This window comes from Novosphingobium sp. CF614 (assembly GCF_900113255.1).
GTDB lineage: Bacteria > Pseudomonadota > Alphaproteobacteria > Sphingomonadales > Sphingomonadaceae > Novosphingobium.
Genome location: NZ_FOOR01000003.1, coordinates 103,855 through 126,427, shown reverse-complemented (window position 1 = coordinate 126,427; position 22,573 = coordinate 103,855). Strand labels below are relative to the sequence as shown.

Here is a 22,573-nt window from a genome sequence, read left to right as displayed (position 1 = left end):
AGATGGGCAAGGAAACCGGCTTCCTCGAACTGGGCCGCCAGGATCGCACTTACGGCGACGTCACGGCGCGCTTGCACAATTACAAGGAATTCGTCGTCCCCCTGACCGCGGAAGCGCTCAAGGGGCAGGCGTCGCGCTGCATGAACTGCGGTATTCCGCACTGCCACACGGGCTGCCCGGTCAACAACATCATCCCGGACTGGAACCACCTGGTCTACGAGGATGATTTCCGCAACGCGCTGGAAGTCCTCCACTCGACCAACAACTTCCCCGAATTCACCGGCCGCATCTGCCCCGCCCCGTGCGAGGCGGCCTGCACGCTCAACATCATCGACCAGCCCGTCACCATCAAGTCGATCGAATGCGCGATCGTCGACAAGGGATGGCAGGAAGGCTGGATCACGCCGAAGGCCCCGGAAAAGCGCAGCGGCAAGTCGGTCGCGGTGGTCGGTTCGGGTCCGGCGGGCCTTGCCTGCGCGCAGCAGCTTGCCCGTGCCGGCCACTCCGTCACCGTGTTCGAGAAGAACGACCGTGTCGGCGGGCTGATGCGCTACGGCATCCCCGACTTCAAGATGGAGAAGCACCTCATCAACCGCCGGGCGGCGCAGATGGAAGCCGAAGGCGTGGTGTTCAAGACTTCGGTCGAAGTCGGCGTTTCGGTGTCGGTGAATTCGCTGAAGGAAAACTACGACGCGATCGTCTTCGCCGGCGGCGCCGAGGCGGCTCGCCGGCTTGATATCCCGGGGGCCGAATTGCCCGGCGTGCGCCTGGCGATGGAATTCCTCACCCAGCAGAACAAGCGCAACGCTGGCGACGACGAGCTTCGCGCCGCCCCGCGCGGTTCGCTGACCGCGACCGGCAAGCACGTCATCGTCATCGGCGGCGGCGATACCGGTTCGGACTGCGTCGGCACCTCGAATCGCCAGGGCGCGCTTTCGGTCACCCAGCTCGAGATCATGCCCAAGCCGCCCGAGCATGAGGACAAGGCGCTTTCCTGGCCGAACTGGCCGCTCAAGCTGCGCACCTCCTCCAGCCACGAGGAAGGTTGTCAGCGCGATTGGGCGGTGCTGACCAAGCGTGTGATCGGCGACAATGACGTCAGGGCGCTTGAATGCGTGCGCGTCGAGTGGAAGGACGGCCGGATGCAGGAGATGCCCGGCAGCGAATTCACGCTCCAGGCCGACCTCATCCTGCTTGCCATGGGCTTCACCGGTCCGCGCAAGGCCGGCCTGCTCGACCAGGCGGCGGTCGAGCTGGACCCGCGCGGCAACGTCAAGGCCGACACCGAGAAGTACCAGACCAGCGACGACAGGATTTTCGCCTGCGGCGACATGCGCCGGGGCCAGTCGCTGGTCGTCTGGGCGATCCGCGAGGGCCGCCAGTGCGCCCGCTCCGTCGACGAAATGCTGATGGGCGCCAGCGATCTGCCGCGCTGAGACGCGCTGGGCTCATTGGCCGAAATCCGATCGCAGGGCGTGCACTTCGAAGCGCACGCCCTGCTGCGTCGCGGCTGGAGCGGGCCGCGGCTTCGGGCGGAATGCTTTTCACGCTCTCCCGGTTACGCTATCGGGGCCTTGTCAGATGATTTTCCTCCGATGATTTCTGGGCGCAGGTATCCGTCAACTATGTCCAACTGTGACCTTTGCGTCGTTCGCAACCGCGCGATTTGCGCTTCGCTCGATGCGAAGGAGCTTGAAGTCCTCAATTCGATCGGACGGACCCGCAAGGTCGGCCCGGGTGAATCGCTGATCTGGGAAGGCGAGGATTCGGTGCTCGTCGCGAACGTCATCGAAGGCGTGCTCAAGCTTTCCACCAATACCGAGGACGGGCGGGAGCAGATCGTCGGGGTGGTCTATCCATCCGATTTCATCGGCCGGCCGTTCGGCGGCAAATCCGGCCACGGCGTGACGGCGCTGACCGACGCCAAGGTCTGCGTCTTCTCGCGCCGCGACTTCGACGCCTTCGCGCGCGAACACCCCAAGCTTGAGCACAAGCTGCTGGAACGGACCCTGGGCGAGCTTGATCGCACGCGGCGCTGGATGCTGCTGCTGGGCCGCAAGTCCGCGCCGGAGAAGCTGGCGAGCTTCCTGGTCGAAACGGTCGAGCGGTTGGGTGGGTCGGGCTGCGGGGCCGATGGCGACAAGCCCGGCCAGCACCAGTTGATACTGCCGTTCTCGCGCCAGCAGATTGCCGATGTGCTGGGCCTGACGATCGAGACGGTAAGCCGCCAGTTCACCCGGCTCAAGAACGAAGGCGTGATCGACCTGCCTTCGCGCCGCGTGGTGACGATCCTTGATTTCGAGGCGCTGGTCGCCGAGGCGGGCTGAGGTCCCGCCCTTCCCCTACCCGAACAGCCAATGCCCCAGCAGCCGCTCGAACGGAAAGGTGAAGAACCCGGCGATCAGCAGCGCGCCGATAATCAATCCCCGCACCGTCCGGCGGTGCCGCGCCACGTTGTGGCTGCGTGCGGCGAGGACCAGCGACGGCACCAGCACGATCGTCAGCACCGAAAGCGCGTGAATCGGGCTGAACTGGCCGGGGTTGATGGTCCGCACGAACAGGCTGTCGATCGCGGTCAGCAGCATCGAACCGGCCCAGGCATAGCCCAGCGCGCGGTGGTCGCGCGTGCCGCGCCGGCGCCACAGCAGGATCGGCGTGAGCGCCAGTGCCGTGACGATCGTCGTCAGATGCAGCCAGATTACCAAGGGAATGCGCGGCCATTCGTCCATGCCGCGCAGGACCGCCGCGACGACGAAGCCGAGCATCAGCAGCGCCAGCGCGCCCAGCAGCTTCTCAAGCCGATCGGGCGAGGTCGAGGGATAAGGTGTCGTCATCGGAATCCTGCTCCATCGGGCCAGGCCGGCGCGGCGAGGCCCATGACCTTGAACAATCCCCCCATCTGCTCCGCCGCGATCAGCCGCTCCTTGGCCGCGTGGATCGCGGCGGCATGTTGCGGCGCGAAGCCGGCCAGGTTCCCGGCCCGCGTCTCGATCCCCAGTTCCCGCAGCCAATGTCCCTGCGTCACCGTGCCGAGATGGCGCGCGCCGCGCGCGAGCGCGGTATCGGCCATGGCGGCGAAATCGACGTGGCAGGTAAGGTCGGCCTCGCCCGGCAGCGCGAAGGGGTCGACCTTGGCATGCGCCTTGAGCGCCTGCAAGGTAGAGCCGGTCCGCCTTCGATCGTGCCCGTAATCGATCAGCAACGCGGCGCCTCCCTGGTCGACCAGGCGCCCAGAGATCTCGTCGACGATGGCCGCCGCGCCTGGGCAGGTCTCGACAAGGGTGCCATCGGGAGCCTCCTTCATGTCCTGCGGCACCGCCGCGTCCATCGGCTTGTCGCCGGCGACGGGCAGGAAGCGGTGGTCCTGGAAATCGACCATGCGTTCGCGCCAGCCTTGCGGTGTCTTCACCAGCTGGCGAACCGGCAGCGCATCCAGGAATTCGTTGCCGACCACCAGCACCGGCCCGGTCATCGGCAGGTCGGAAAGGTCATGATGCCACTGCGCCTGCGGCACGGCGGTGCGCTGGATGTCCCTGAGCGCGGCCGAGCTTTCGACGAAATGCACGGCGGGTTCCAGCCCATAGCGCTTCATCGCCCGCAGGGCGTCGCGCGCCAGGGTGCCGCGCCCCGGCCCCAGCTCGACGTAGTGTGCGCCCTCCTGGCGCCCGGCGCGAATCCAGATGTCCGCGAGCCACAGGCCGATCAGTTCGCCGAACATCTGGCTGATCTCGGGCGCGGTGATGAAATCGCCCTCGCTGCCGAGGGGGTCCCTGTCGGCATAATAGCGGGCGTTCGATTCGCCCATGTAGTGCTGCAGCGTGATCGGCCCGTAGCCGGCGATCAACCTTCGGAAGATGACCGCCAGCGATTCCGTGCCCGGCGCCATCAGGCGGCGGCGGGATTTGCGGGGCGACCGCTCGCCAGCGCCGGTTTCGCCAGCGCGCGGGCGACCAGGACCAGGCCCAGCACGATCAGCGGGATCGTCAGCCACTGGCCCATCGACAGCCCGGTTTCGCGCGCGAAAGTTTGCAGCTGCGCGTCGGGCTCGCGGAAGAACTCGACCGTGAAGCGCGCGGCGGCGATGCCGGCGGTGAAGACGCCGACCATCAGCCCCGGACGGAAACGCGCGCGCGTCTTCCAGAACAGGGCGAGCATGATGACGATCATCAGCAGGCCTTCGAGCCCGGCTTCGTAGAGCTGGCTGGGATGGCGCGGCAGCGGCCCGGCGTCGGGAAATATCATCGCCCAGGGCAGGTTCGGATCGCCGACGACGCGGCCCCACAACTCTCCGTTGACGAAGTTGGCGAGCCGCCCGAACATCATCCCGAACGGCACGCAGACCGCGATGTAATCCGCCACGCGCAGGAAGTTCAGGCCGCCGCGCCATGAAACCCAGGCAAGCGCGAGCAGCACGCCGATCAGCCCGCCGTGAAAGCTCATGCCCCCGTGCCACAGCGAAGCGAGATCGGCGGGATGCAGCCAGAGGCTGGGAAGGCCGGTATTGCCGCCGGTGTAGAAGGTCGCATAGCCGAGCCTGCCGCCCAGGATGATGCCCAGGGTGCAATAGAAGAACAGGTCGTCGGCGTGGCGCTGCGCCAGCGGCGCGCCGGGCGCCCGGATCATGCGAATGAGGTGCCAGTAGCCCAGCACGATGCCGGCCAGGTAGGCCAGCGAATACCAGCGCAGCTCGAAGCTTCCGATCCTGAACAGGTAGTTCTTGAGGCCCAGGTCCACCCAGTGAATCGGCTCGTGCACAGGGGCGGCGGCCGCGAGGGCCAGGGTTATCAGGGACAAGTCTTCGACCTCGCTCGCTGCGTCATTCGGTCCACGGGCCTGACGGCTCGGTTACCGCCGCCTTCTGGCATAGCCCGTCCCTTGATGGTAGCTGCGTTTTCATCCTCGCGCGGCATAATCCGATCGCATGGAAGGCGAAGGGGAGTGATCGCAGCGATCGCTTCCTGCCGCCTTTCAATGCGCTTCCCCAACGTCTAGAAGCCGCACTTCATGAGCAGCGTCATTCGCATTCCCTCTCCCCGTTCCGTCGTCGACAGGCGCGCGCTTGTCGAGCGCATCGACGCGCTGGTCGCCGAGCATGGCGCGGCCAAGGGCCGCAAGGCGATCGTCGAGCTGATGCGCGCGGCGCTTGACGATGGACGCACGGAAATCGCCCGTCGCCTCGTCGAAAAGCCTTCCGCCGGTCACGAAGTGGCGGAAGCGCAAGCTTTCCTGGTGGACCAGCTGATCCGGGTGATTCACGATCACGTGGTCCAGCACGTCTACCCCGCCAGCAACCGCTCCAAGGGGGAGCGGCTGACGATCATGGCGGTCGGCGGCTACGGACGCGGCGAAATGGCGCCGCACTCGGACGTCGACATCGCCTTCCTCACCCCGATCAAGCAGACGGCCTGGTGCGAGCAGGTGATCGAGGCGATGCTCTATTTCATGTGGGACCTCTCGCTCAAGGTCGGCCACTCCAGCCGGTCGCTCGACGAGATGGTGAAGATGTCGCGATCGGACCTGACGATCCGCACCGCCATGCTCGAGGGGCGCTACGTCTGGGGCGACCAGGACCTCTACGAGGAAGCGCGCGTGCGGTTCTGGAAGGATGTGGTCTCGGGCACCGAGCGCCAGTTCGTGGTCGAGAAGCTGGCCGAGCGCGAGGAGCGCCACAAGCGCATGGGCGACAGCCGGTATGTCGTCGAACCCAACGTCAAGGAGGGCAAGGGTTCGCTGCGCGATCTCCACACGCTCTACTGGATCGGCAAGTATATCCACCAGGTGCGCGATCCCAGCGAACTCGTGGGCGTCGGCCTGCTGACCAAGAAGGAATACCTGGCCTTCCGCCGCGCGGAGAACTTCTTCTGGGCGGTGCGCTGCCACCTGCACGCGATCACCCGCCGCGCCGAGGACCGGCTGACCTTCGACCTCCAGCGCGAGGTGGCGTCGCGGATGAACTACTCGGACCGGCCCGGCAAGAGCGCGGTGGAGCGGTTCATGCAGATGTTCTTCCTGCAAGCCAAGATGGTGGGCAACCTCACCGGCGTGTTCCTGGCCCAGCTTGACGAGCAGTTCGCCCGCAAGACGCCGCGCGGCCTGCTCGCCGGCTTCCGCGCCAAGCCGCGCGTGCTCAAGGGCTACAGGGTGTTCGGCGGGCGCATCAAGGCTCCCTCGGAGGACTGGTTTGCGGCCGATCCGGTGCGAATGATCGAAATCTTCGTGCTGGCCGACAAGGAGGGTTTTGAAATCCATCCCGAGACCATGCGGCTGATCTCTCGCGATGCGGTGCTGATTAAGGACGAAGTCCGCCGCGACAAGCGCGCCAATGAACTGTTCATGGAACTGCTGACCAGCCGCAACAACCCCGAAGTGGCATTGCGCAGCTTCAACGAAGCCGGCGTGTTCGGCCGCTTCGTCACCGAATTCGGCCGCGTCAACGCGCAGATGCAGTTCGACATGTATCACCACTACACGGTGGACGAGCACACCATCCGCGCCGTCGGCCTGCTGGCCCGCATCGAGAAGGGCGAACTCAAGCAGGATCACCCGCTGGCGCATGACATCATCCACAAGGTGCGCTCGCGCCGCGCGCTCTACGTTTCGGTGCTGCTGCACGATATCGCCAAGGGGCGCGGCGGAGACCATTCGGACCTCGGCGCCGACATCGCGCTCAGGCTGTGCCCGCGCTTCGGGCTCGACGAGGAGGAGGTGGAACTGGTCGCCTGGCTGGTACGCCAGCACCTGCTGCTTTCGGCCACCGCCTTCAAGCGCGACTTGTCCGACGGCAAGACCATCGCCGATTTCGTGGAGGTGGTGCAGTCCATCGACCGGCTGCGCCAGCTCACCCTGCTGACCATCGTCGATATCCGCGCGGTGGGGCCGGGAACCTGGAATTCCTGGAAGCGTCAGCTGATCGGCGAACTCTATGGCGCCGCCGAAGAGCGGCTGCGCCTGGGTCATGCCGAGTTCGGGCGCGAGAAACGGGTGGCGGCCAGGAAGGCGGCGGTCGCGGCGCTGACGCCGGGCAACACGGCGCTGATCGAGCAGATCGGCGGCATGCTGGGCGATGCCTACTGGATCGCCGAGCCCGAGGACGTGATCGCCAAGAACCTCGTCCAGCTGGAGGCGGCCGGGAACGATCCGCTGTCGATCCTCACCGAATACTATCCGGCGCGCGGGGCCACGCTGGTGACGGTGATCGCGTCCGACCATCCGGGGCTGTTCTACCGCATCGCCGGCGGCATTCACCTTGCCGGCGGCAACATCATCGACGCGCGCATCCACACCACCCGCACCGGCCGCGCGGTCGACAACTTCCTGGTGCAGGATCCGCTTTGCCGCCCGTTCCAGGAAGCGAGCCAGCTCGACAGGCTCCGCGCCTCGATCGGGAACGCGCTGGCCAATCGCATCAAGATCCTGCCGCAGCTGGTCGCCAAGCCCGATGCGCGGCCGCGCGCCGATGCTTTCGAAGTGCGGCCCCGGGTGGTCTTCGACAACAAGGCCTCCAACCGCTTCACCGTGGTCGAGGTCAACTCGCGCGATCGGCCCGCCCTGCTCAACCGGCTTGCCCACGCGCTGTTCGAAGCCAGGCTGATGGTCCACTCTGCCCATATCGCGACTTACGGGGAGCGCGCGGCCGATACGTTCTATGTCACCGACCTGCTGGGCGAAAAACTGACGGCACCCGGCCGCCTCAAGGCGCTCGAACGGCGATTGCTGGAAGCGGCGAGCGAAAATACCGCGGAGAACGTGGCGGCCTGAGCGGTTCGGCCTGAGCGGTTCGGCCCGACCTGTACGGGTTGGCCGGTCTTCCGCCTGGCCTCCCGCCGGGATGGCGGCATGCGGGGTGATGCCTCCGTGCACTCTGTTACAAGTCCCGCCGTTGCAAGACGCCGCGCCGGGCCCTACCTGTTGCGTTGCAACATTTCCCTGTGCCATGCCCCCCATGCCGCCTCCCCAACGCTGCCCATCGTGCCCCGCTTACCGTGCAGGACTGCCATGAACGCCCATGACAACCGCCGCCGTCGAGATTCGCAGCGCGTGCTGGTCCTCCAGGGCGGCGGTGCGCTTGGCGCCTACCAGGCAGGCGTCTACGAGGCGCTGGCCGAGAAGGGCATCGCGCCCGACTGGGTGGCGGGCATCTCGATCGGAGCGATCAATGCGGCGCTCATCGCCGGCAATGCGCCTGAAGACCGCCTCCCCGCGCTGCGCCGGTTCTGGGACATGGTTTCCTCCGAACTGCCCTATCGCCTCGACGAGCGGATCGGCTTCGTGCGACGCGCCTTCAACGAAGCTTCGGCGCAGTTCGTCGCGTTCTTCGGCATTCCCGGCTTCTTCAATCCCCGCCTGCCCATGCCATTGCCCGAATGGCCGACGGAGTTTGGCCGGCTGAGCTATTACGACACCGCGCCGCTGCGTTCGACCCTGCTGGAACTGGTCGATTTCGATCGCATCAACCATGCCGAGACCCGTTTCGCGGTCGGCGCGGTCAACGTGCTCAACGGCAACTTCGCCTATTTCGACAATCGCCACCGCAAGATCGGCCCCGAACATGTCATGGCGAGCGGCGCCTTGCCCCCGGGCTTCCCGCCCGTCCAGATCGACGGGGAGTGGTACTGGGACGGCGGCCTGGTCTCCAACACCCCGCTGCAATACGTGCTCGACAATCGCCCGGAATGCGAGATGACCATATTCCAGGTGGACTTGTTCTCTTCACGCGGGAGCGTGCCCCGCACCATGGCCGACGTCGCCCAGCGCGAGAAGGACATCCGCTTCTCCAGCCGCACGCGCCTGGGCACCGACATGTCGAAGCAGCTGCAGAAGATGCAGGCCGCCGCCGGGCGGCTCGCGAAGAAGCTGCCCCCGGAGCTGAAGGATGATCCGGACCTGGCGAAACTGCTGGCCTGCACGCCCGATGGCGCGGTGGCGGTGATGCACCTCATCAATCGCGGCGAGACCTACGAAACCAATTCGAAGGACTACGAGTTCTCGCGCATGACCATTACCGAGCACTGGGCCGCCGGCAAGGCCGACGCGCTCTATTCGCTCGATCATCCCGACTGGACCGGCCGCGCCCTCAAGCCGGACGAGATCATCACTTTTGACCTGGCCGGCGATCGACTTTCGAAGCCGCTGACCCCACCTACCGGAGAACCCGCATGAAACTGAAGGACAAGGTCTGCATCGTCACCGGCGCCGCCAGCGGCATCGGCAATGCGATCGCGCATCGCTACGCCTCGGAAGGCGGCAAGGTCGCCATCGCCGACCTCAACCTCGAAGCCTCCCGCAAGGCCGCCGACGACATCAAGGCCAGGTACGGGACCGAGGCCATGGCGGTAGCCATGGACGTGACCAGCGAAGAGCAGGTGAACGCCGGCGTGCGGGCGGTTGTCGACGCCTGGGGCACGGTCGACGTGCTGGTCTCCAACGCGGGCATCCAGATCGTCAACCCGGTCGAGCAGTTCGCCTTTTCCGACTGGAAGAAGATGCTCGCGATCCATCTCGACGGGGCCTTCCTCACTTCCAAGGCCTGCCTGCCGCACATGTACGCGCAAGGATCGGGCTCGATCATCTTCATGGGATCGGTCCACTCGAAGGAGGCCAGCCCGCTCAAGAGCGCTTATGTCACCGCCAAGCACGGGCTGCTCGGCCTCTCGCGGGTCATCGCCAAGGAGGGCGGCCGGAAGGGGGTGCGCACCAATGTGATCTGCCCCGGTTTCGTGCGCACGCCGCTGGTCGACAAGCAGATTCCCGAGCAGGCGAAGGAACTCGACATTTCCGAGGCGGAAGTGGTCAGCCGCGTCATGCTGGGCCAGACCGTCGACGCCGAATTCACCACGGTGGAGGACATCGCCGAAGTCGCGCTGTTTTTCGCCGCTTTCGAAACCAATGCGCTCACCGGCCAGTCGCTGGTGGCAAGCCACGGCTGGTTCATGGAGTAAGGCCGGCCGCGGCAGGCCGGCCCCACAGGTTGATGCCGGGTCGCGCCCCCCGACGCGACCCGGCCTGCCCCCGTTTGCCCCCCTTGCGGAAACGGCCGGGCTCCAGGGAAAGCCCCCTGCATGACCCTGAAGCCCGGCAGAAGCAAAACTAGGACGATTCGCGGCCGAGTCCTTTGATCGGAGTCAACGGCTCGATCGCGAAATCAGTCCGCCGGGATCCGCAGCCGCGCCAGCGCCGCGTCGCGCCCGATCAGCGGGAGCAGCGCGGCCATGTCCGGGCCGTGGTCCATGCCGGTGAGCGCGGCGCGCAGCGGCAGGAACAGCGTCTTGCCCTTGCGCCCGGTCTCCGCCTTGAGCGCTTCGGTCAGCGTTTTCCACACCCCCTCGCTCCAATCGAGCGCGGAGAGCACTTGCGCCGCCCGCGCCAGATAGGCGCGGTCCTCTTCCGGGAAGGCGCAGGTCGCGACCGGGCCGGTCACCACCCGCCACCAGTCCGCCGCCTCGTGGACATGCGCAAGGTTGGGCCGCACCGCTTCCCAGGCGGCGGCGTCCATCCCCTCCGGCAGGCGATCGGCCACCGCCGTGAAGGGCAGCGCATGGACGACCGCGGCATTGACCCGTTGCAGCTCAGCCTCGTCGAAGCGAGCCGGCGCGCGGCCGAAATGCGATAGGTCGAACGTGGCCGCCAGCTGCTCCAGCCCCAGCGCGGGATCGACCGGATCGGAGGTTCCCAGCCGCGCCAGCAGCGCCGTCAGCGCCTGCGGTTCGATCCCCGCCTGGCGAAAGTGCGCGGCGCCCAGGGAGCCCAGCCGTTTGGACAGCTTGCCCTCGGTGCCCACCAGCAGCGCCTCGTGCGCGAAGCGGGGCACCGGCGCGTCCAGCGCGGTGAACATCTGCACTTGCGTGGCGGTGTTGGAGACGTGGTCCTCGCCGCGCAGAATGTCGGTCACGCCCATGGCGATATCGTCGATCACCGAAGGCAGCATGTAGAGCCACGATCCATCGGCGCGGCGGATGACGGGATCGGACATTTGCGCCGGGTCGAAATGCTGCGGCCCGCGAACGCCGTCGAGCCATGCGATCGCGCTTTCGCGGTCGAGCAGGAAGCGCCAGTGCGGCATGTCGCCGGCCGCGATCTTCGCCGCCTTCTCCTCTTCGGAAAGGCCGAGCGCCGCGCGGTCGTAGATCGGCGGCAGGCCCCGTCCGAGCAGGACCTTGCGCCTGAGCTCCAGTTCCTGCGGCGTTTCCCAGCACGGATAGATCCGCCCCGCTGCCCGCAACCGCTCGAACGCGCGCTCGTAGATGTCGAAGCGCGCCGACTGGCGCTCCTCGCCTTCGGGATGAATGCCCAGCCAGGCCAGATCCGCGCGTATCCCCTCGACGTATTCCTCCCGGGAGCGCGCCGCGTCGGTATCGTCGATCCGCAGCAGGAACCGCCCGCCCGCCTGTTTCGCAAGCAGGCAGTTGTGCAGCGCCGTGCGGATATTGCCGACATGCAGGTGCCCGGTGGGCGAGGGAGCGAAGCGGGTGGTGACGGTCATGGGCGCGGCGATTACGGCGCAACGGGGCCCCGCGTCAAATCCCGGCGTACCAGGCGTAGGCGCCGTTATCCTCCCAGTAGCCGCCCTTGCCGCCGTGAATGCCGCCAAGCGTGGCGACTGCCTCTACGCGGGTGACGAACTTGGCGTGCTTGTAGCCCAGCTGCTTTTCCACCCTGAGGCGCAGCGGGGCGCCGTGAGCTTCTTCGAGCGGCTTGCCGTTCATGCCCCAGGCAAGGATCGTCTGGGGATGGAAAGCATCGATGAGGTCGATCGATTCGTAGTAAGGCCGCCCATGGTAGAGATCGGCGCAGTGAAAGACGATGTACCTGGCCTGCGGGCGGAGCCCGGCGAGATCGAGGATGGGGCCCAGGCGCGGCCCGGTCCACTGGCCGATCGCGCTCCAGCCCTCGACGCAGTCGTGGCGGGTGATCTGGGTGCGCTGCGGGAAGGCCTTGAGCGCGGTGAACGGCAGGGTAAGCGGCTTGTCGACAAGCCCGTCTACCCGCAGCGACCACTCCGCGAACCCTTGCGCGAAGTGCCGGCGATAGGCGGGATCGGCCACCTCGCGGCTGCCATTGGCGCGGAACGCCGGCGACATGTCGGACGCGGCGAATTCGCGCGCCAGGGCATCGCGGCCGAGCGCGCGCTGGGCGGCCTGGTGCAGATCCTCGGCGCTTTCCAGCGTCCCGCGAAAGGTCGGGTTCTCGAAAAGCTTGTCGCAGCCGGACAGCAGCAGGCTCCCCGCCCCGGCCGCGCCGGCGCGGATCAGGGTGCGGCGCGAGAGGATCAGGCGGCTCATTGGCCTGTTTCCTTCGGGGCGGACCTTTCGGGCGGGAGGCGATAGCGGCCGGTTATCATCGATCGCACTTCGTTGAAGGGCCCGGCCAGCACGACCATGGCGATGTGGACAAGGAAGAACAGCACCAGCAGGAACGCGCAGATGAAATGCACCGATCGTGCCGACTGGCGTCCTCCGAACAGCTCGCTCGCCGCCGGCAGCCAGGCATCGGTGCCGGGAGACATCGCCAGCCCGGTCAGGATCATCAGCGGCAGCAGCACGAACAGTACGCCGGCATAGGCGATCTTCTGCAACACGTTGTACTTCAGCGCCGCCGCCCCGGTGGGGAAACGCAGGCGGGCGTGCTCCTTGATATCGTGCCAGATATGCGTGGGCCGCCACTCGGCACGCGTGATGTGGATGTCGCGCTGGAGGTGCCGGGTGACCAGCGACCACAGGAGATAGAACAGCAGGCCCAGCGCCAGCACCCAGGCGAAGGCGAGGTGCCAGATCCGCGCCCCGGCAAGGCTGTAGCGCGAGGGGATGGTCGCCCAGTACGGGAAGGCGCGGCGTTGCAGGTTGCCGTCCTGGTCCGTCCAGATGCCGAGAACACCCGTGGTCTCGATTCGCGCGCCGCCGAGCTGGAGATAGCCGGACTCGCCCGGCCCGGTCCGCGCGGAGCCGATCTTCAGCCAGGGGGTATCGGGATTGGCGCCGTATTCGCCCCAGTAGAGGCGGGGGTGGGCATTGAAGATCATGAGGCCGCTCAACAACATCACGAACAGCGTCACCGCGTTGACCCAGTGCCAGATCCGCGTCGAGAGCCGGTGGCGCTTCAACAGTTCTCCACCCCGGGGGAACGTGCCGGCTACGACCGATTCGCTCATGCGATGAGGTTCCCAAGCTCAGGCATAGACATCCTCCCCGGCCTTCCCGATGCTGGCGGCATGGTCCATTGCATCAGGCCGCGAATGGTGCTGCAAGGCGCGGCGGCGGGCAAGACAAATTCCCTGCGGGGTTTCATCGTCGCGCATAAAGAAGGGGGGCCTCGCGGCCCCCCTTATGCGTCCCGGTCAGGAAAACGCGGAAGCGATCAGAAACGATATGTCACGCCCGCGCTCAGCACCCAGGGATCGAGGTTGTGCTTGGTTTCGAGCACCTTGGTATCGGAGACGTAGAACTTCGCGGTCGGCTTCATGAAATACTTCTTGGCATCAAGCGAGAGGCCCATGCCGCTGTTGCCCAGCGCGATATCGACGCCGCCCTGCAACGCGGCGCCCAGCGAATTCGACATCTTGACCTTGTCCACCCCCAGCGCCCGGGCGGTGGAACCCGGCTTCTCGCCGAACACGAGGAACAGCGCCGGGCCGGCGCCGACATAGGGCTTGATCGGACCGCCGGTGTCGAGGTGGAACTTCGCGGTGACCGTGGCGGGCAGGATCAGCACGTGGTTGACGAGGTTGGTGCCGGCCAGGTCCGCCGCGCCGTCGACGTGATGCTGCGTGAAGCAGCAGATCGTTTCGACCGAGATGGCCTTGCTGAAGAAGTATTCGACCGCCAGCGTGGGCACGACATTGTCGTTCGCCTTGGCGTCGACATCGCTGACGCCGAGTTCGCCCAGCGTTCCGGCGAGGCCCGAATCGATATACTTGATCTTGTCGATTCCGCCGTCGGGAAGGACCGCGGTTCCCAGGACCTTGACCTGGATCTTGCCATCGGGGCTGCCGGCCATGGCCGGGGTGGCAAGCGCGGTAGCCGCGCCGAGCGCGGCGAGCATCATGATCTTGCGCATAGTCTTGTCTTTCATCGCCGCCGGGGCCGCACCGTGCGGTCCCCCCTCTTGAACGGCTGCGATCCGGCCTATCCTCCAGTTGTCGCCAAGTTGAATTGATCGCGCGCAAATCGGCGGAATTCAGAGGGAAATTACGGATACTGGGGCGTTTTGATTCCCGTCAATGTGATCCGTGCCGTTTGCTTCCAAGGCACCGGACAGGTTCAGCAACAATCTCGAAAGAGAAGTATATGGTAACGGTCCTCGCGCGGGCAGGCTTGTGGCTTGCCGTGCTATTCCTTGCCGTCATCGGGGTCGCGCTCGCGGCGGATGGGGGCTTCGCGATCCACATGGGCATCGTTGCCCTGGCGGCGCTGATCGCCCTGTGGTTCACCATCGGTGGCGCCGACTATTCGGCGATCGCCCGCGGCGTTCTCAAGATGCCCGACGAAGGCAAGTACGATGACGATCCGGTGCGCTGGGGCGTGATCGCCACGGTGTTCTGGGGCATGGCGGGTTTCGCCGCCGGCCTGTTCATCGCCTTGCAACTGACCTGGCCGGTGCTGGACCTTGAGCCGTACCTGAACTTCGGGCGGCTGCGCCCGCTGCACACTTCGGCGGTGATCTTCGCGTTCGGCGGCAACGCCCTGATCGCGACGAGCTTCTACGTCGTCCAGCGCACCTGCCGTGCGCGGCTCGCGTTTCCCGGCCTCGCGCGTTTCGTGTTCTGGGGCTATCAGCTGTTCATCGTGCTGGCCGCCACCGGCTACCTGCTGGGCGTCACCCAGAGCAAGGAATACGCCGAGCCCGAATGGTACGTGGACTGGTGGCTGACGATCGTCTGGGTCTGCTACCTGGTCGTTTTCGCCGGCACCATCATCAAGCGCTCCGAACCGCACATCTACGTCGCCAACTGGTTCTACCTGGCGTTCATCCTCACCGTCGCCATGCTGCACGTGGTCAACAACCTCGACGTGCCGGTAAGCTTCTTCGGTTCGAAGAGCTATCCGCTGTTCGGCGGCGTGCAGGGTGCGCTGGTGCAGTGGTGGTACGGCCACAACGCGGTCGGCTTCTTCCTGACCGCCGGCTTCCTGGCGATGATGTACTATTTCGTGCCCAAGCAGGCAGAGCGCCCGATCTACAGCTATCGCCTGTCGATCATCCACTTCTGGTCGCTGATCTTCCTCTACATCTGGGCCGGGCCGCATCACCTCCACTACACCGCGCTGCCCGACTGGGCGCAGACGCTGGGCATGGTCTTCTCGGTCATGCTGTGGATGCCGAGCTGGGGCGGCATGATAAACGGGCTGATGACGCTGAACGGCGCCTGGGACAAAGTCCGCACCGACCCGATCATCCGCATGATGGTGATGGCGCTCGCCTTCTACGGCATGAGCACCTTCGAGGGCCCGCTGATGAGCGTGAAGAGCGTCAACTCGCTCTCGCACTACACCGACTGGACCATCGGCCACGTCCATTCCGGCGCGCTGGGCTGGAACGGCATGATTACCTTCGGCGCGATCTACTACCTGGTGCCGCGCCTGTGGGGCCGCCAGCGGCTCTATTCGCTGCGCATGGTCAACTGGCACTTCTGGCTGGCGACGGTGGGCATCGTCTTCTACGCGGCCAGCATGTGGGTGGCCGGCATCATGCAAGGCCTGATGTGGCGCGAATACGGCCCGGACGGCTATCTGGTGAACGCCTTCGCCGATACCGTCGCCGCGCTTCACCCGATGTACGCGCTGCGCGCCTTTGGCGGCCTGCTCTACCTTTCGGGCGCGGTGATCCTGGTGGTCAACGTCTGGGCGACGATCCTCGGCAAGCTGCGCGAGGAAGCGCCGATGCGCGATGCCGCCTACGACCCCGCGGCCGACAAGCCCATCCTTGCAACCGCCTGATGCGCGCGACGAACAGGGAACACGAACAATGACCACCATGGCCGAACGGCACAAGACGCTTGAAAAGAACGTCACGCTCATGGGACTCGCCGCGCTCGTCACCGTCGCCATCGGCGGCATCGTCGAGATCGCGCCGCTGTTCTGGATCGACAACACCATCGAGAAGGTGAAGGGCATGCGCCCCTACACCCCGCTCGAACAGGCTGGCCGCGACATCTACGTGCGCGAGGGTTGCTACGTCTGCCACAGCCAGATGATCCGTCCCTTCCGCGACGAGGTCGAGCGTTACGGGCATTACAGCCTGGCCGCCGAATCGATGTACGACCACCCCTTCCAGTGGGGCTCCAAGCGCACCGGGCCGGACCTGGCGCGGGTGGGCAACCGCTATTCCGACGAGTGGCACGTGCAGCACCTCAGGAACCCGCAGTCGGTGGTGCCCGAAAGCGTGATGCCCAAGTACGGCTTCCTGGCCGAGAACGACCTGAACGTTCCCGACGCCGCCGCCGGCCTCACCGCGCTGCGCCGGGTGGGCGTGTCCTATACCGACAAGGACATCGAGATGGCCATGGCGGACCTCAAGGCGCAGGCCGATCCAGAGGCCGATGCCGGGGACCTGGAGAAGCGCTATCCGAAGGCGCAGCTCCGCGATTTCGACGGTGATCCATCCCGCGTCACCGAGATGGACGCGCTGGTCGCCTACTTGCAGATGCTGGGCACCCTGGTCGACGTGAACGGGGCCGCCGCGCAGGAAGAGCTGGCATCGGAGCGGGGCCGATGAGCGCGCATTCCACTTACGACACGCTGCGGCACCTGGCCGACAGCTGGGGCCTGCTGGCGATGTTGCTGGTCTTTCTGGTGCTGGTCGCCTGGCCCTTCCGGCCCGGCGCGCGCGCCAAGAACCACCAGGCCGCCACCATGATCTTCAAGGACGAGAACGATGGCTAACAAGCGCGTCGATGAAGCCACCAACACCGAAACCGTCGGCCACGAGTGGGACGGGATCGAGGAACTCAACACCCCGCTGCCGCGCTGGTGGCTCTGGACTTTCTATGCGACGATCGTCTTCGCGATCGGCTATGTGATCGCCTATCCGGCCCTTCCCGGAATCCACAAGGCGACCGCGGGCTTGCTCGGATGGTCCAGCCGCGGTCAGCTCGACAATGAGCTGGCGTCCGCCGCCGCCGATCGCGCCAGGACCGTGGCGGCGCTGCGGGACATGCCGATCGAGGAACTGCCCCGGCATCCGGAACTGATGCACGCGGCGGTCGCCGGCGGCGCGGCCGCTTTCAAGGTCAACTGCGTCCAGTGCCACGGCGCCGGTGCGGCGGGCTCCAACGGCTTTCCCAATCTCAACGACGACGACTGGCTCTGGGGTGGCGATCTCAAGACCATCGAGGCCACGCTGACCAACGGTGTCCGCCAGCCTGGCGATGCCGCGACGCGGATGAGCCAGATGCCGGTCTTCGGCCCAAGCGCCGGCGGGGACGGCCTGCTTGCCCCGAACCAGATTCAGGACGTGACCAGCTTCGTCCTGAGCCTGTCGGGCAAGGAGAAGGCCAGCGCCGCATCGCGCCGCGGCATGGCGGTCTTCGAGGCCAATTGCGCGGTCTGTCACGGGCCGGGTGGCACGGGCGGCCGTCAGTTCGGCGCGCCCAACCTTTCCGACGCGATCTGGCTCTACGCCGGCACCCGCGCCGCGGTCGGCGCGCAGATCGCCAATCCGCGCCACGGCGTGATGCCGGCCTGGGGCAACCGCCTCGATCCGGTGACGATCAAGATGCTGGCAGCCTACGTCCACTCGCTGGGCGGCGGCGAGGAATTCACCGCGCCGGCGGCTCCAGCGCAAATGGGCATGAAACCGGAGGCTGAAGCCACCGCGGCGCGGTAGCCCGCGGTCAGCCCCGGAAGGGTCGCACTTCCCCGGGCCGCTCAGCCCCCCAACGAACATACGGGCGGACAACGGACATGAACAGACCTGAAGCCATCAAGACCGAGGACCGGCCGCTTTCGCTCTATGCCAAGCGCGAGCCGGTCTTCAATCGGCGCATCGACGGCAGGTTCCGCCGCATCAAGTGGGCGATCATGGTGATCTGCCTGGCGATCTACTGGGGCACGCCGTGGATCCGCTGGGATCGCGGCCCCTATTCGCCCGACCAGGCCGTGCTGATCGACCTTGCCCACCGCCGTTTCTACATGTTCAGCATCGAGATCTGGCCGCAGGAGTTCTACTTCGTGGCCGGCCTGCTCATCATGGCGGGAATCGGGCTGTTCCTCGTCACCAGCGCGGTGGGGCGCGCCTGGTGCGGCTATGCTTGTCCGCAGACGGTCTGGACCGACCTGTTCCAGCACGTCGATCGCTTCTTCGATGGCGACCGCAATGCCCGGTTCCGCCTCTACAAGGCACCCTGGGGCCCTGCCAAGATCGCGCGCCGGCTGGCCAAGTGGACCGTCTACCTGGCGATCAGCTTCGCCACCGGCGGCGCCTGGATCTTCTACTTCGCCGATGCGCCCACGCTCCAGCATGCGTTCTGGACCGGCACTGCCGCGCCGGTTGCCTATGGGACGACCTTCGTGCTGACGATGACCACTTTCGTGCTCGGCGGCTTCATGCGCGAGCAGGTGTGCATCTACATGTGCCCCTGGCCGCGCATCCAGACCGCGATGCTGGACGAGAAGAGCCTGATCGTCACGTACAAGGACTGGCGCGGCGAACCGCGCGGTTCGGTCAAGAAGGCGGAGAAGAATCCCGGCCAGTTCGGCGATTGCATCGACTGCAACCAGTGCGTCGCGGTCTGCCCTACCGGCATCGACATCCGCGAAGGGCCGCAGATCGGCTGCATCACCTGCGGCTTGTGCATCGACGCCTGCGACCGGGTGATGGACGAGACGGGCCGGCCACGCGGCCTTATCGATTACGCCACGCTCGAGGATGCCGAGCGCGAGAAGGCGGGCCAGCCGCCGACGCGCCACCTCAAGCTGATCTGGCGGCCGCGCACGATCCTGTACTTCGGCGTGTGGTCGGCGATCGGTCTGGGCCTGCTGTTCCTGCTCGGCATCCGCGTCCACACCGATCTGACGGTGGCCAAGGATCGCAGTCCGCCGTATATCCTGATGAGCGACGGTTCGGTCCGCAATGCCTACACGCTGCGCCTGCGCAACATGGAGGGGCGGCCGCGCCGGATGGAGATCGCGATCCAGGGCCTGCCTGGCGCCGCGATGTGGACCGAGGACATGGCCAGGGATCAGGCGCGCCGCAGCCTGATCCGCACGGTGCCGGCCGACGAAACGCAAGGCGTGCGCGTCTACGTCGTCGCTCCGGCGGGCAGCGCCGCCCAGGAATTCGCCTTCACCCTGCAGGCGGTGGGCGAACCGCGCGAGGCGGACAGATCCGAAGTGCAGTTCGACAGCCCGGAAGGCGAACGATGAGCCCGAGTCGCGATCATGGCCATTTATCTCCCCTCCCTTTGCGGGGCTGGAGGCTTTCGTCCAGGCGCGGCGTTGGCGGAAAGACCCCGACCATTCCCTTGAAGCGGAGGGCAGAACAGTCGCAATCCAGGCATATCGGCATAGGCATCCGAAACCTGAACCAAGATCCGCTCACCCTGAACCCGTCGAAGAGTGCCGGTCACGGCTTGGTGCCCGAACGCAAAGGTATTTTCGCATGAACGCCCAGCACACCTCGAAGCCCTTCACCGGCAAACACATGGCGGCCATCCTCATCGCCGGTTTCGGCGTGGTGATCGCGGTGAATTTCACGATGGCGGGGCTGGCAAGCTCGACCTTCGGGGGGATCGTCGTCGAGAACTCCTATGTCGCCAGCCAGGAATTCAATCGCTGGCTGGATGAGGCGGACCGGGAAAAGGCGCTCGGCTGGAAGCTGGCCGCCAGCCGCCGCGCGGACGGCCGCGTCGCCGCGCGGCTTGGCGGGGTCCCCCGCTATGCGACGATCACCGCCGAAGCGCGCCATCCGCTCGGCCGCGTGGGCGACGTTCGCTTGGTCTTCGTGCGCGACGCCGCCGGCGCCTATGTCAGCGACAAGCCGCTTCCGGCCGGCCGCTGGACCTTGCGCTTCGATATCGAGGCCGAAGGAAAGACCTGGCGCGGCGAGCGGGCGATCTCATGAACGCGCCTGCATCCGGACTGGCCGCTTCCGCCGCCTGCGTCGACAGCCGCTTCACCGTGCCGGGCATGCGCTGCGCCGGCTGCATCGGCAAGGTGGAGCGCGGCCTGGCCGGCGTGCCCGGCGTGGCCGCCGCGCGCGTCAATTTCTCGGCCAAGCGAGTGGCGGTCAGCCATGCGCCGGAACTGACCGACGACGCAATCATCGAGGAACTGCGCAAGCTCGGCTTCGAGGCCGAACGCGCGGCCGACAACCCGCTTGGCCGCGACGATGCCGAGGCCAGGCGGCTGCTGCGTTCGCTCGCGGTGGCGGGCTTCGGCATGATGAACATCATGCTGCTCTCGGTTTCGGTCTGGTCGGGCGCGGATGCGATCACGCGCGAGATGTTCCACTGGCTGAGCGCGCTGATCGCGGTTCCGGTGGTCGCCTATGCCGGGCGCCCGTTCTTCGCCTCGGCGCTGATGGCGCTGCGCTATCGCCGCACCAACATGGACGTGCCGATCTCGATCGGCGTGCTGCTGGCCACCGGCATGAGCCTCTACGAGACCATGATCGGCGGGGCGCACGCCTATTTCGACGGCGCGGTCATGCTGCTGTTCTTCCTGCTCGCCGGGCGCGTGCTCGACGCGATGATGCGCAACCGCGCACGCTCGGGCATTGCATCGCTGCTCGGCCGCATGGGCCGGGGCGCGCATGTCCTCCAGGCCGACGGCACGGCGCTGTATATGGAGGCCGAGCGGCTGGCCCCGGGCATGGTCGTGCTGGTGGCCGCGGGAGAGGCGCTGGCCGCCGATGGCGAGATCATCGAAGGGCGCACCGCCATCGATTCCTCGATGCTCACCGGCGAAAGTGCGCCGCGCCCGGCGGGTCCCGGCGACCTGATCCATGCCGGCATGATTAATCTGGGCAACCCGGTGCGGCTGAAAGTCACGGCGGCGGCGCAGGACACCGCCCTTGCCGACATCGCACGGCTGATGGACGAGGCCGGCCAATCGCGTTCGCGCTACGTGCGCATCGCCGACAAGGCCGCCAGGCTCTATGCCCCCGCCGTCCACACGCTCGCCTTTCTCAGCTTCTGCGGCTGGATGATCGCGGGGGCCGGGGTCCACTATTCGCTGACGGTCGCGGTCGCGGTGCTCATCATCACTTGCCCTTGCGCGCTCGGCCTCGCGGTGCCGGCGGCGCAAGTGGTCGCGGCAAGCACGCTGATGAAGCGCGGCCTGCTCATCAAGGACGGCTCCGCGCTGGAACGGCTGGCCGAAGTCGACGAGGTGCTGTTCGACAAGACCGGCACGCTGACGCTGGGCGAGCCGCGCCCGGTCGGCCTCGACGCGCTCGATCCGCGCGCGCGCTCGGTGGCGCTGGCGCTGGCGCAGGGAAGCCGGCATCCGCTCAGCCGCGGGCTTGCCCGGGCGCTGCGCGAAGCCGGGACCGAGCCCGCCGTGCTCGGCGATCTGGCCGAAGCCGCAGGCACCGGCATGAGCGCCCGGTTCGAGAAGCGGGACGTCGCGCTGGTGCGGCCGGAGGCGGAAACGGCCGGGCTGGCGGTCGACCTGCTGATGGACGGCGCGCGCCGCCGCATCGCCTTTGCCGATCCGCTGCGCCCGGACGTGCGCGAGACGATCGCCGCGCTGGAAAGGCAGGGGATTCGCTGCGGCATCGCTTCCGGCGATCGCGTCCAGACGGTGGCGTCGGTCGGCGCCCAACTGGGCATCGCGGCGCGCGGCGGCATGAAGCCGGCGGAGAAGCTGGACCTGCTCGGCGAACGGGCGGCGCAAGGCCACAAGGTCCTGATGGTGGGCGATGGCCTCAATGACGGTCCGGCGCTGGCCGGCGCCCATGTCTCGATCGCGCCGGGCGGGGCGAGCGACGTCAGCCAGCAGGCGGCGGACGCGGTCTTCGTGGGCGAACGGCTGATGTCGGTGGCGCTGGCGGTGCGGGTCGCCCGCGCGGCGATGCGGATCGTGCGGGAGAACTTCGCGCTGGCGGTGGTCTACAACATGCTGGCGGTGCCGCTGGCGATCATGGGCTACGTGACGCCGCTGATCGCCGCGCTGGCGATGTCGGCCAGTTCGCTGCTGGTCGTGGGCAATTCGCTGCGGCTGGCGCGGGCGGCGGGGCGGGAAAACGCGGCATGACCATTCTCGGCTTCCTCATCCCGCTTGCCCTGCTGATGGGCCTGGCCGGCCTGGCGGCGTTCTTCTGGGCGATGAAGAGCGGCCAGTTCGAGGATCTCGACGGTGCCGCCAACCGCATCCTGATCGACGAGGAGGACGAGGCGTGAGGCGCGAACTGGCCTTGCTCGGCACCCTGGCGCTGCTGCCGGCGATGATCGGCCCGCTGGAGGCGGAGGCACGAAGTCTTGTCGCGCCGCTGTGCGGCGGCGGCATGCTGGTCATTCCGGCCGGCCCCATGGAAGGTCCGCCGGGCCCGCCGCAAGGCCCCTGCTGCGCCAAGGGCTGCCATGCGGGCTCCATCCGCAAGCGGCTTGATCGATCGCAATGACCGTTCACGTCGCCTGGGCAAT

21 protein-coding genes are annotated in these 22,573 nt (G+C 66.9%); 14 read left to right on the top strand and 7 right to left on the bottom strand.

Annotation, left to right across the window (positions count from 1 at the left end; all coding sequences use genetic code 11):
• The first annotated feature begins 2 nt into the window (after positions 1-2).
• Together BM052_RS05455 and BM052_RS05450 are read left to right on the top strand one after the other, a co-directional pair.
• On the top strand, positions 3-1,436 hold the full coding sequence (locus BM052_RS05455) for a glutamate synthase subunit beta (protein ID WP_091144187.1): 1,434 nt from the start codon (positions 3-5) through the stop codon (positions 1,434-1,436).
• 189 nt (positions 1,437-1,625) lie between these two features.
• Positions 1,626-2,327 (top strand): Crp/Fnr family transcriptional regulator, encoded by a 702-nt coding sequence (locus BM052_RS05450; protein ID WP_091144185.1) that lies wholly within the window; start codon positions 1,626-1,628, stop codon positions 2,325-2,327.
• A 15-nt stretch (positions 2,328-2,342) separates the two neighbouring features.
• Here BM052_RS05450 and BM052_RS05445 read toward each other — a convergent pair whose 3' ends face one another.
• Genes BM052_RS05445 through lgt form a run of 3 tightly spaced genes read right to left on the bottom strand, consistent with a single transcriptional unit; the run spans position 2,343 to position 4,794 of the window.
• Positions 2,343-2,834, bottom strand: a complete 492-nt coding sequence (locus BM052_RS05445) for a DUF2306 domain-containing protein (RefSeq protein WP_091144183.1) — start codon at positions 2,832-2,834, stop codon at positions 2,343-2,345.
• Positions 2,831-3,886 (bottom strand): class I SAM-dependent methyltransferase, encoded by a 1,056-nt coding sequence (locus tag BM052_RS05440; RefSeq protein WP_091144181.1) that lies wholly within the window; start codon positions 3,884-3,886, stop codon positions 2,831-2,833. Before BM052_RS05440 ends, BM052_RS05445 begins: the two co-directional genes overlap by 4 nt.
• Positions 3,886-4,794 (bottom strand): prolipoprotein diacylglyceryl transferase, encoded by a 909-nt coding sequence (lgt, locus tag BM052_RS05435; protein ID WP_091144180.1) that lies wholly within the window; start codon positions 4,792-4,794, stop codon positions 3,886-3,888. The genes BM052_RS05440 and lgt overlap by 1 nt, the downstream gene beginning before the upstream one ends.
• 210 nt (positions 4,795-5,004) lie before the next feature.
• On the opposite strand from lgt, the gene BM052_RS05430 reads away from it, so the two are divergent.
• From BM052_RS05430 to BM052_RS05420, 3 genes are all read left to right on the top strand, one after another.
• On the top strand, positions 5,005-7,758 hold the full coding sequence (locus BM052_RS05430; protein ID WP_091144177.1) for a [protein-PII] uridylyltransferase: 2,754 nt from the start codon (positions 5,005-5,007) through the stop codon (positions 7,756-7,758).
• A 237-nt stretch (positions 7,759-7,995) separates the two neighbouring features.
• The gene (locus tag BM052_RS05425; RefSeq protein WP_091144175.1) at positions 7,996-9,159 is read left to right on the top strand and encodes a patatin-like phospholipase family protein; all 1,164 of its coding nucleotides are present in this window, start codon (positions 7,996-7,998) and stop codon (positions 9,157-9,159) included.
• Positions 9,156-9,938, top strand: coding sequence for a 3-hydroxybutyrate dehydrogenase (locus BM052_RS05420; RefSeq protein ID WP_091144173.1), 783 nt, complete (start codon positions 9,156-9,158; stop codon positions 9,936-9,938). The genes BM052_RS05425 and BM052_RS05420 overlap by 4 nt, the downstream gene beginning before the upstream one ends.
• Before the next feature lie 203 nt (positions 9,939-10,141).
• On the opposite strand, the gene gltX is transcribed toward BM052_RS05420, so the two are convergent.
• The 4 genes from gltX to BM052_RS05400 all read right to left on the bottom strand — a co-directional run bounded on the left by gltX (position 10,142) and on the right by BM052_RS05400 (position 14,049).
• Positions 10,142-11,479, bottom strand: a complete 1,338-nt coding sequence (gltX, locus tag BM052_RS05415; RefSeq protein ID WP_091144170.1) for a glutamate--tRNA ligase — start codon at positions 11,477-11,479, stop codon at positions 10,142-10,144.
• Positions 11,480-11,513: 34 nt separating this feature from the next.
• Positions 11,514-12,278, bottom strand: coding sequence for a molybdopterin-dependent oxidoreductase (locus tag BM052_RS05410; RefSeq protein ID WP_091144169.1), 765 nt, complete (start codon positions 12,276-12,278; stop codon positions 11,514-11,516).
• Positions 12,275-13,144: a cytochrome b/b6 domain-containing protein gene (locus BM052_RS05405; RefSeq protein ID WP_091144166.1), complete on the bottom strand. Its 870-nt coding sequence runs from the start codon at positions 13,142-13,144 to the stop codon at positions 12,275-12,277. The genes BM052_RS05410 and BM052_RS05405 overlap by 4 nt, the downstream gene beginning before the upstream one ends.
• 206 nt (positions 13,145-13,350) lie before the next feature.
• The gene (locus BM052_RS05400) at positions 13,351-14,049 is read right to left on the bottom strand and encodes an OmpW/AlkL family protein (RefSeq protein ID WP_091144460.1); all 699 of its coding nucleotides are present in this window, start codon (positions 14,047-14,049) and stop codon (positions 13,351-13,353) included.
• A gap of 230 nt (positions 14,050-14,279) precedes the next feature.
• Here BM052_RS05400 and ccoN point away from each other — a divergent pair, with 230 nt between their 5' ends.
• The 9 genes from ccoN (at position 14,280) to BM052_RS05355 (ending at position 22,551) form a co-directional block, all read left to right on the top strand.
• Entirely contained in the window at positions 14,280-15,926 is a 1,647-nt protein-coding gene (gene ccoN, locus BM052_RS05395) for a cytochrome-c oxidase, cbb3-type subunit I (protein ID WP_091144163.1), read from the top strand.
• 28 nt (positions 15,927-15,954) lie between these two features.
• Complete coding sequence (gene ccoO / locus BM052_RS05390) at positions 15,955-16,704, top strand: cytochrome-c oxidase, cbb3-type subunit II (RefSeq protein ID WP_091144160.1); 750 nt, start codon at positions 15,955-15,957, stop codon at positions 16,702-16,704.
• Positions 16,701-16,871, top strand: a complete 171-nt coding sequence (locus tag BM052_RS05385; protein ID WP_091144158.1) for a cbb3-type cytochrome c oxidase subunit 3 — start codon at positions 16,701-16,703, stop codon at positions 16,869-16,871. The genes ccoO and BM052_RS05385 overlap by 4 nt, the downstream gene beginning before the upstream one ends.
• Positions 16,864-17,814, top strand: a complete 951-nt coding sequence (gene ccoP, locus BM052_RS05380) for a cytochrome-c oxidase, cbb3-type subunit III (RefSeq protein WP_091144155.1) — start codon at positions 16,864-16,866, stop codon at positions 17,812-17,814. Before BM052_RS05385 ends, ccoP begins: the two co-directional genes overlap by 8 nt.
• A 77-nt stretch (positions 17,815-17,891) precedes the next feature.
• Positions 17,892-19,352 (top strand): cytochrome c oxidase accessory protein CcoG, encoded by a 1,461-nt coding sequence (gene ccoG, locus BM052_RS05375; RefSeq protein ID WP_091144153.1) that lies wholly within the window; start codon positions 17,892-17,894, stop codon positions 19,350-19,352.
• A gap of 235 nt (positions 19,353-19,587) precedes the next feature.
• Entirely contained in the window at positions 19,588-20,049 is a 462-nt protein-coding gene (locus BM052_RS05370; RefSeq protein WP_091144151.1) for a FixH family protein, read from the top strand.
• Complete coding sequence (locus BM052_RS05365; RefSeq protein WP_091144149.1) at positions 20,046-22,184, top strand: heavy metal translocating P-type ATPase; 2,139 nt, start codon at positions 20,046-20,048, stop codon at positions 22,182-22,184. Before BM052_RS05370 ends, BM052_RS05365 begins: the two co-directional genes overlap by 4 nt.
• Positions 22,181-22,330: a cbb3-type cytochrome oxidase assembly protein CcoS gene (gene ccoS / locus BM052_RS05360; protein WP_091144147.1), complete on the top strand. Its 150-nt coding sequence runs from the start codon at positions 22,181-22,183 to the stop codon at positions 22,328-22,330. The genes BM052_RS05365 and ccoS overlap by 4 nt, the downstream gene beginning before the upstream one ends.
• A complete protein-coding gene (locus tag BM052_RS05355; RefSeq protein WP_091144145.1) occupies positions 22,327-22,551 on the top strand; it encodes a hypothetical protein in 225 nt (74 codons plus the stop codon). Before ccoS ends, BM052_RS05355 begins: the two co-directional genes overlap by 4 nt.
• The last annotated feature ends 22 nt before the right edge of the window (positions 22,552-22,573 follow it).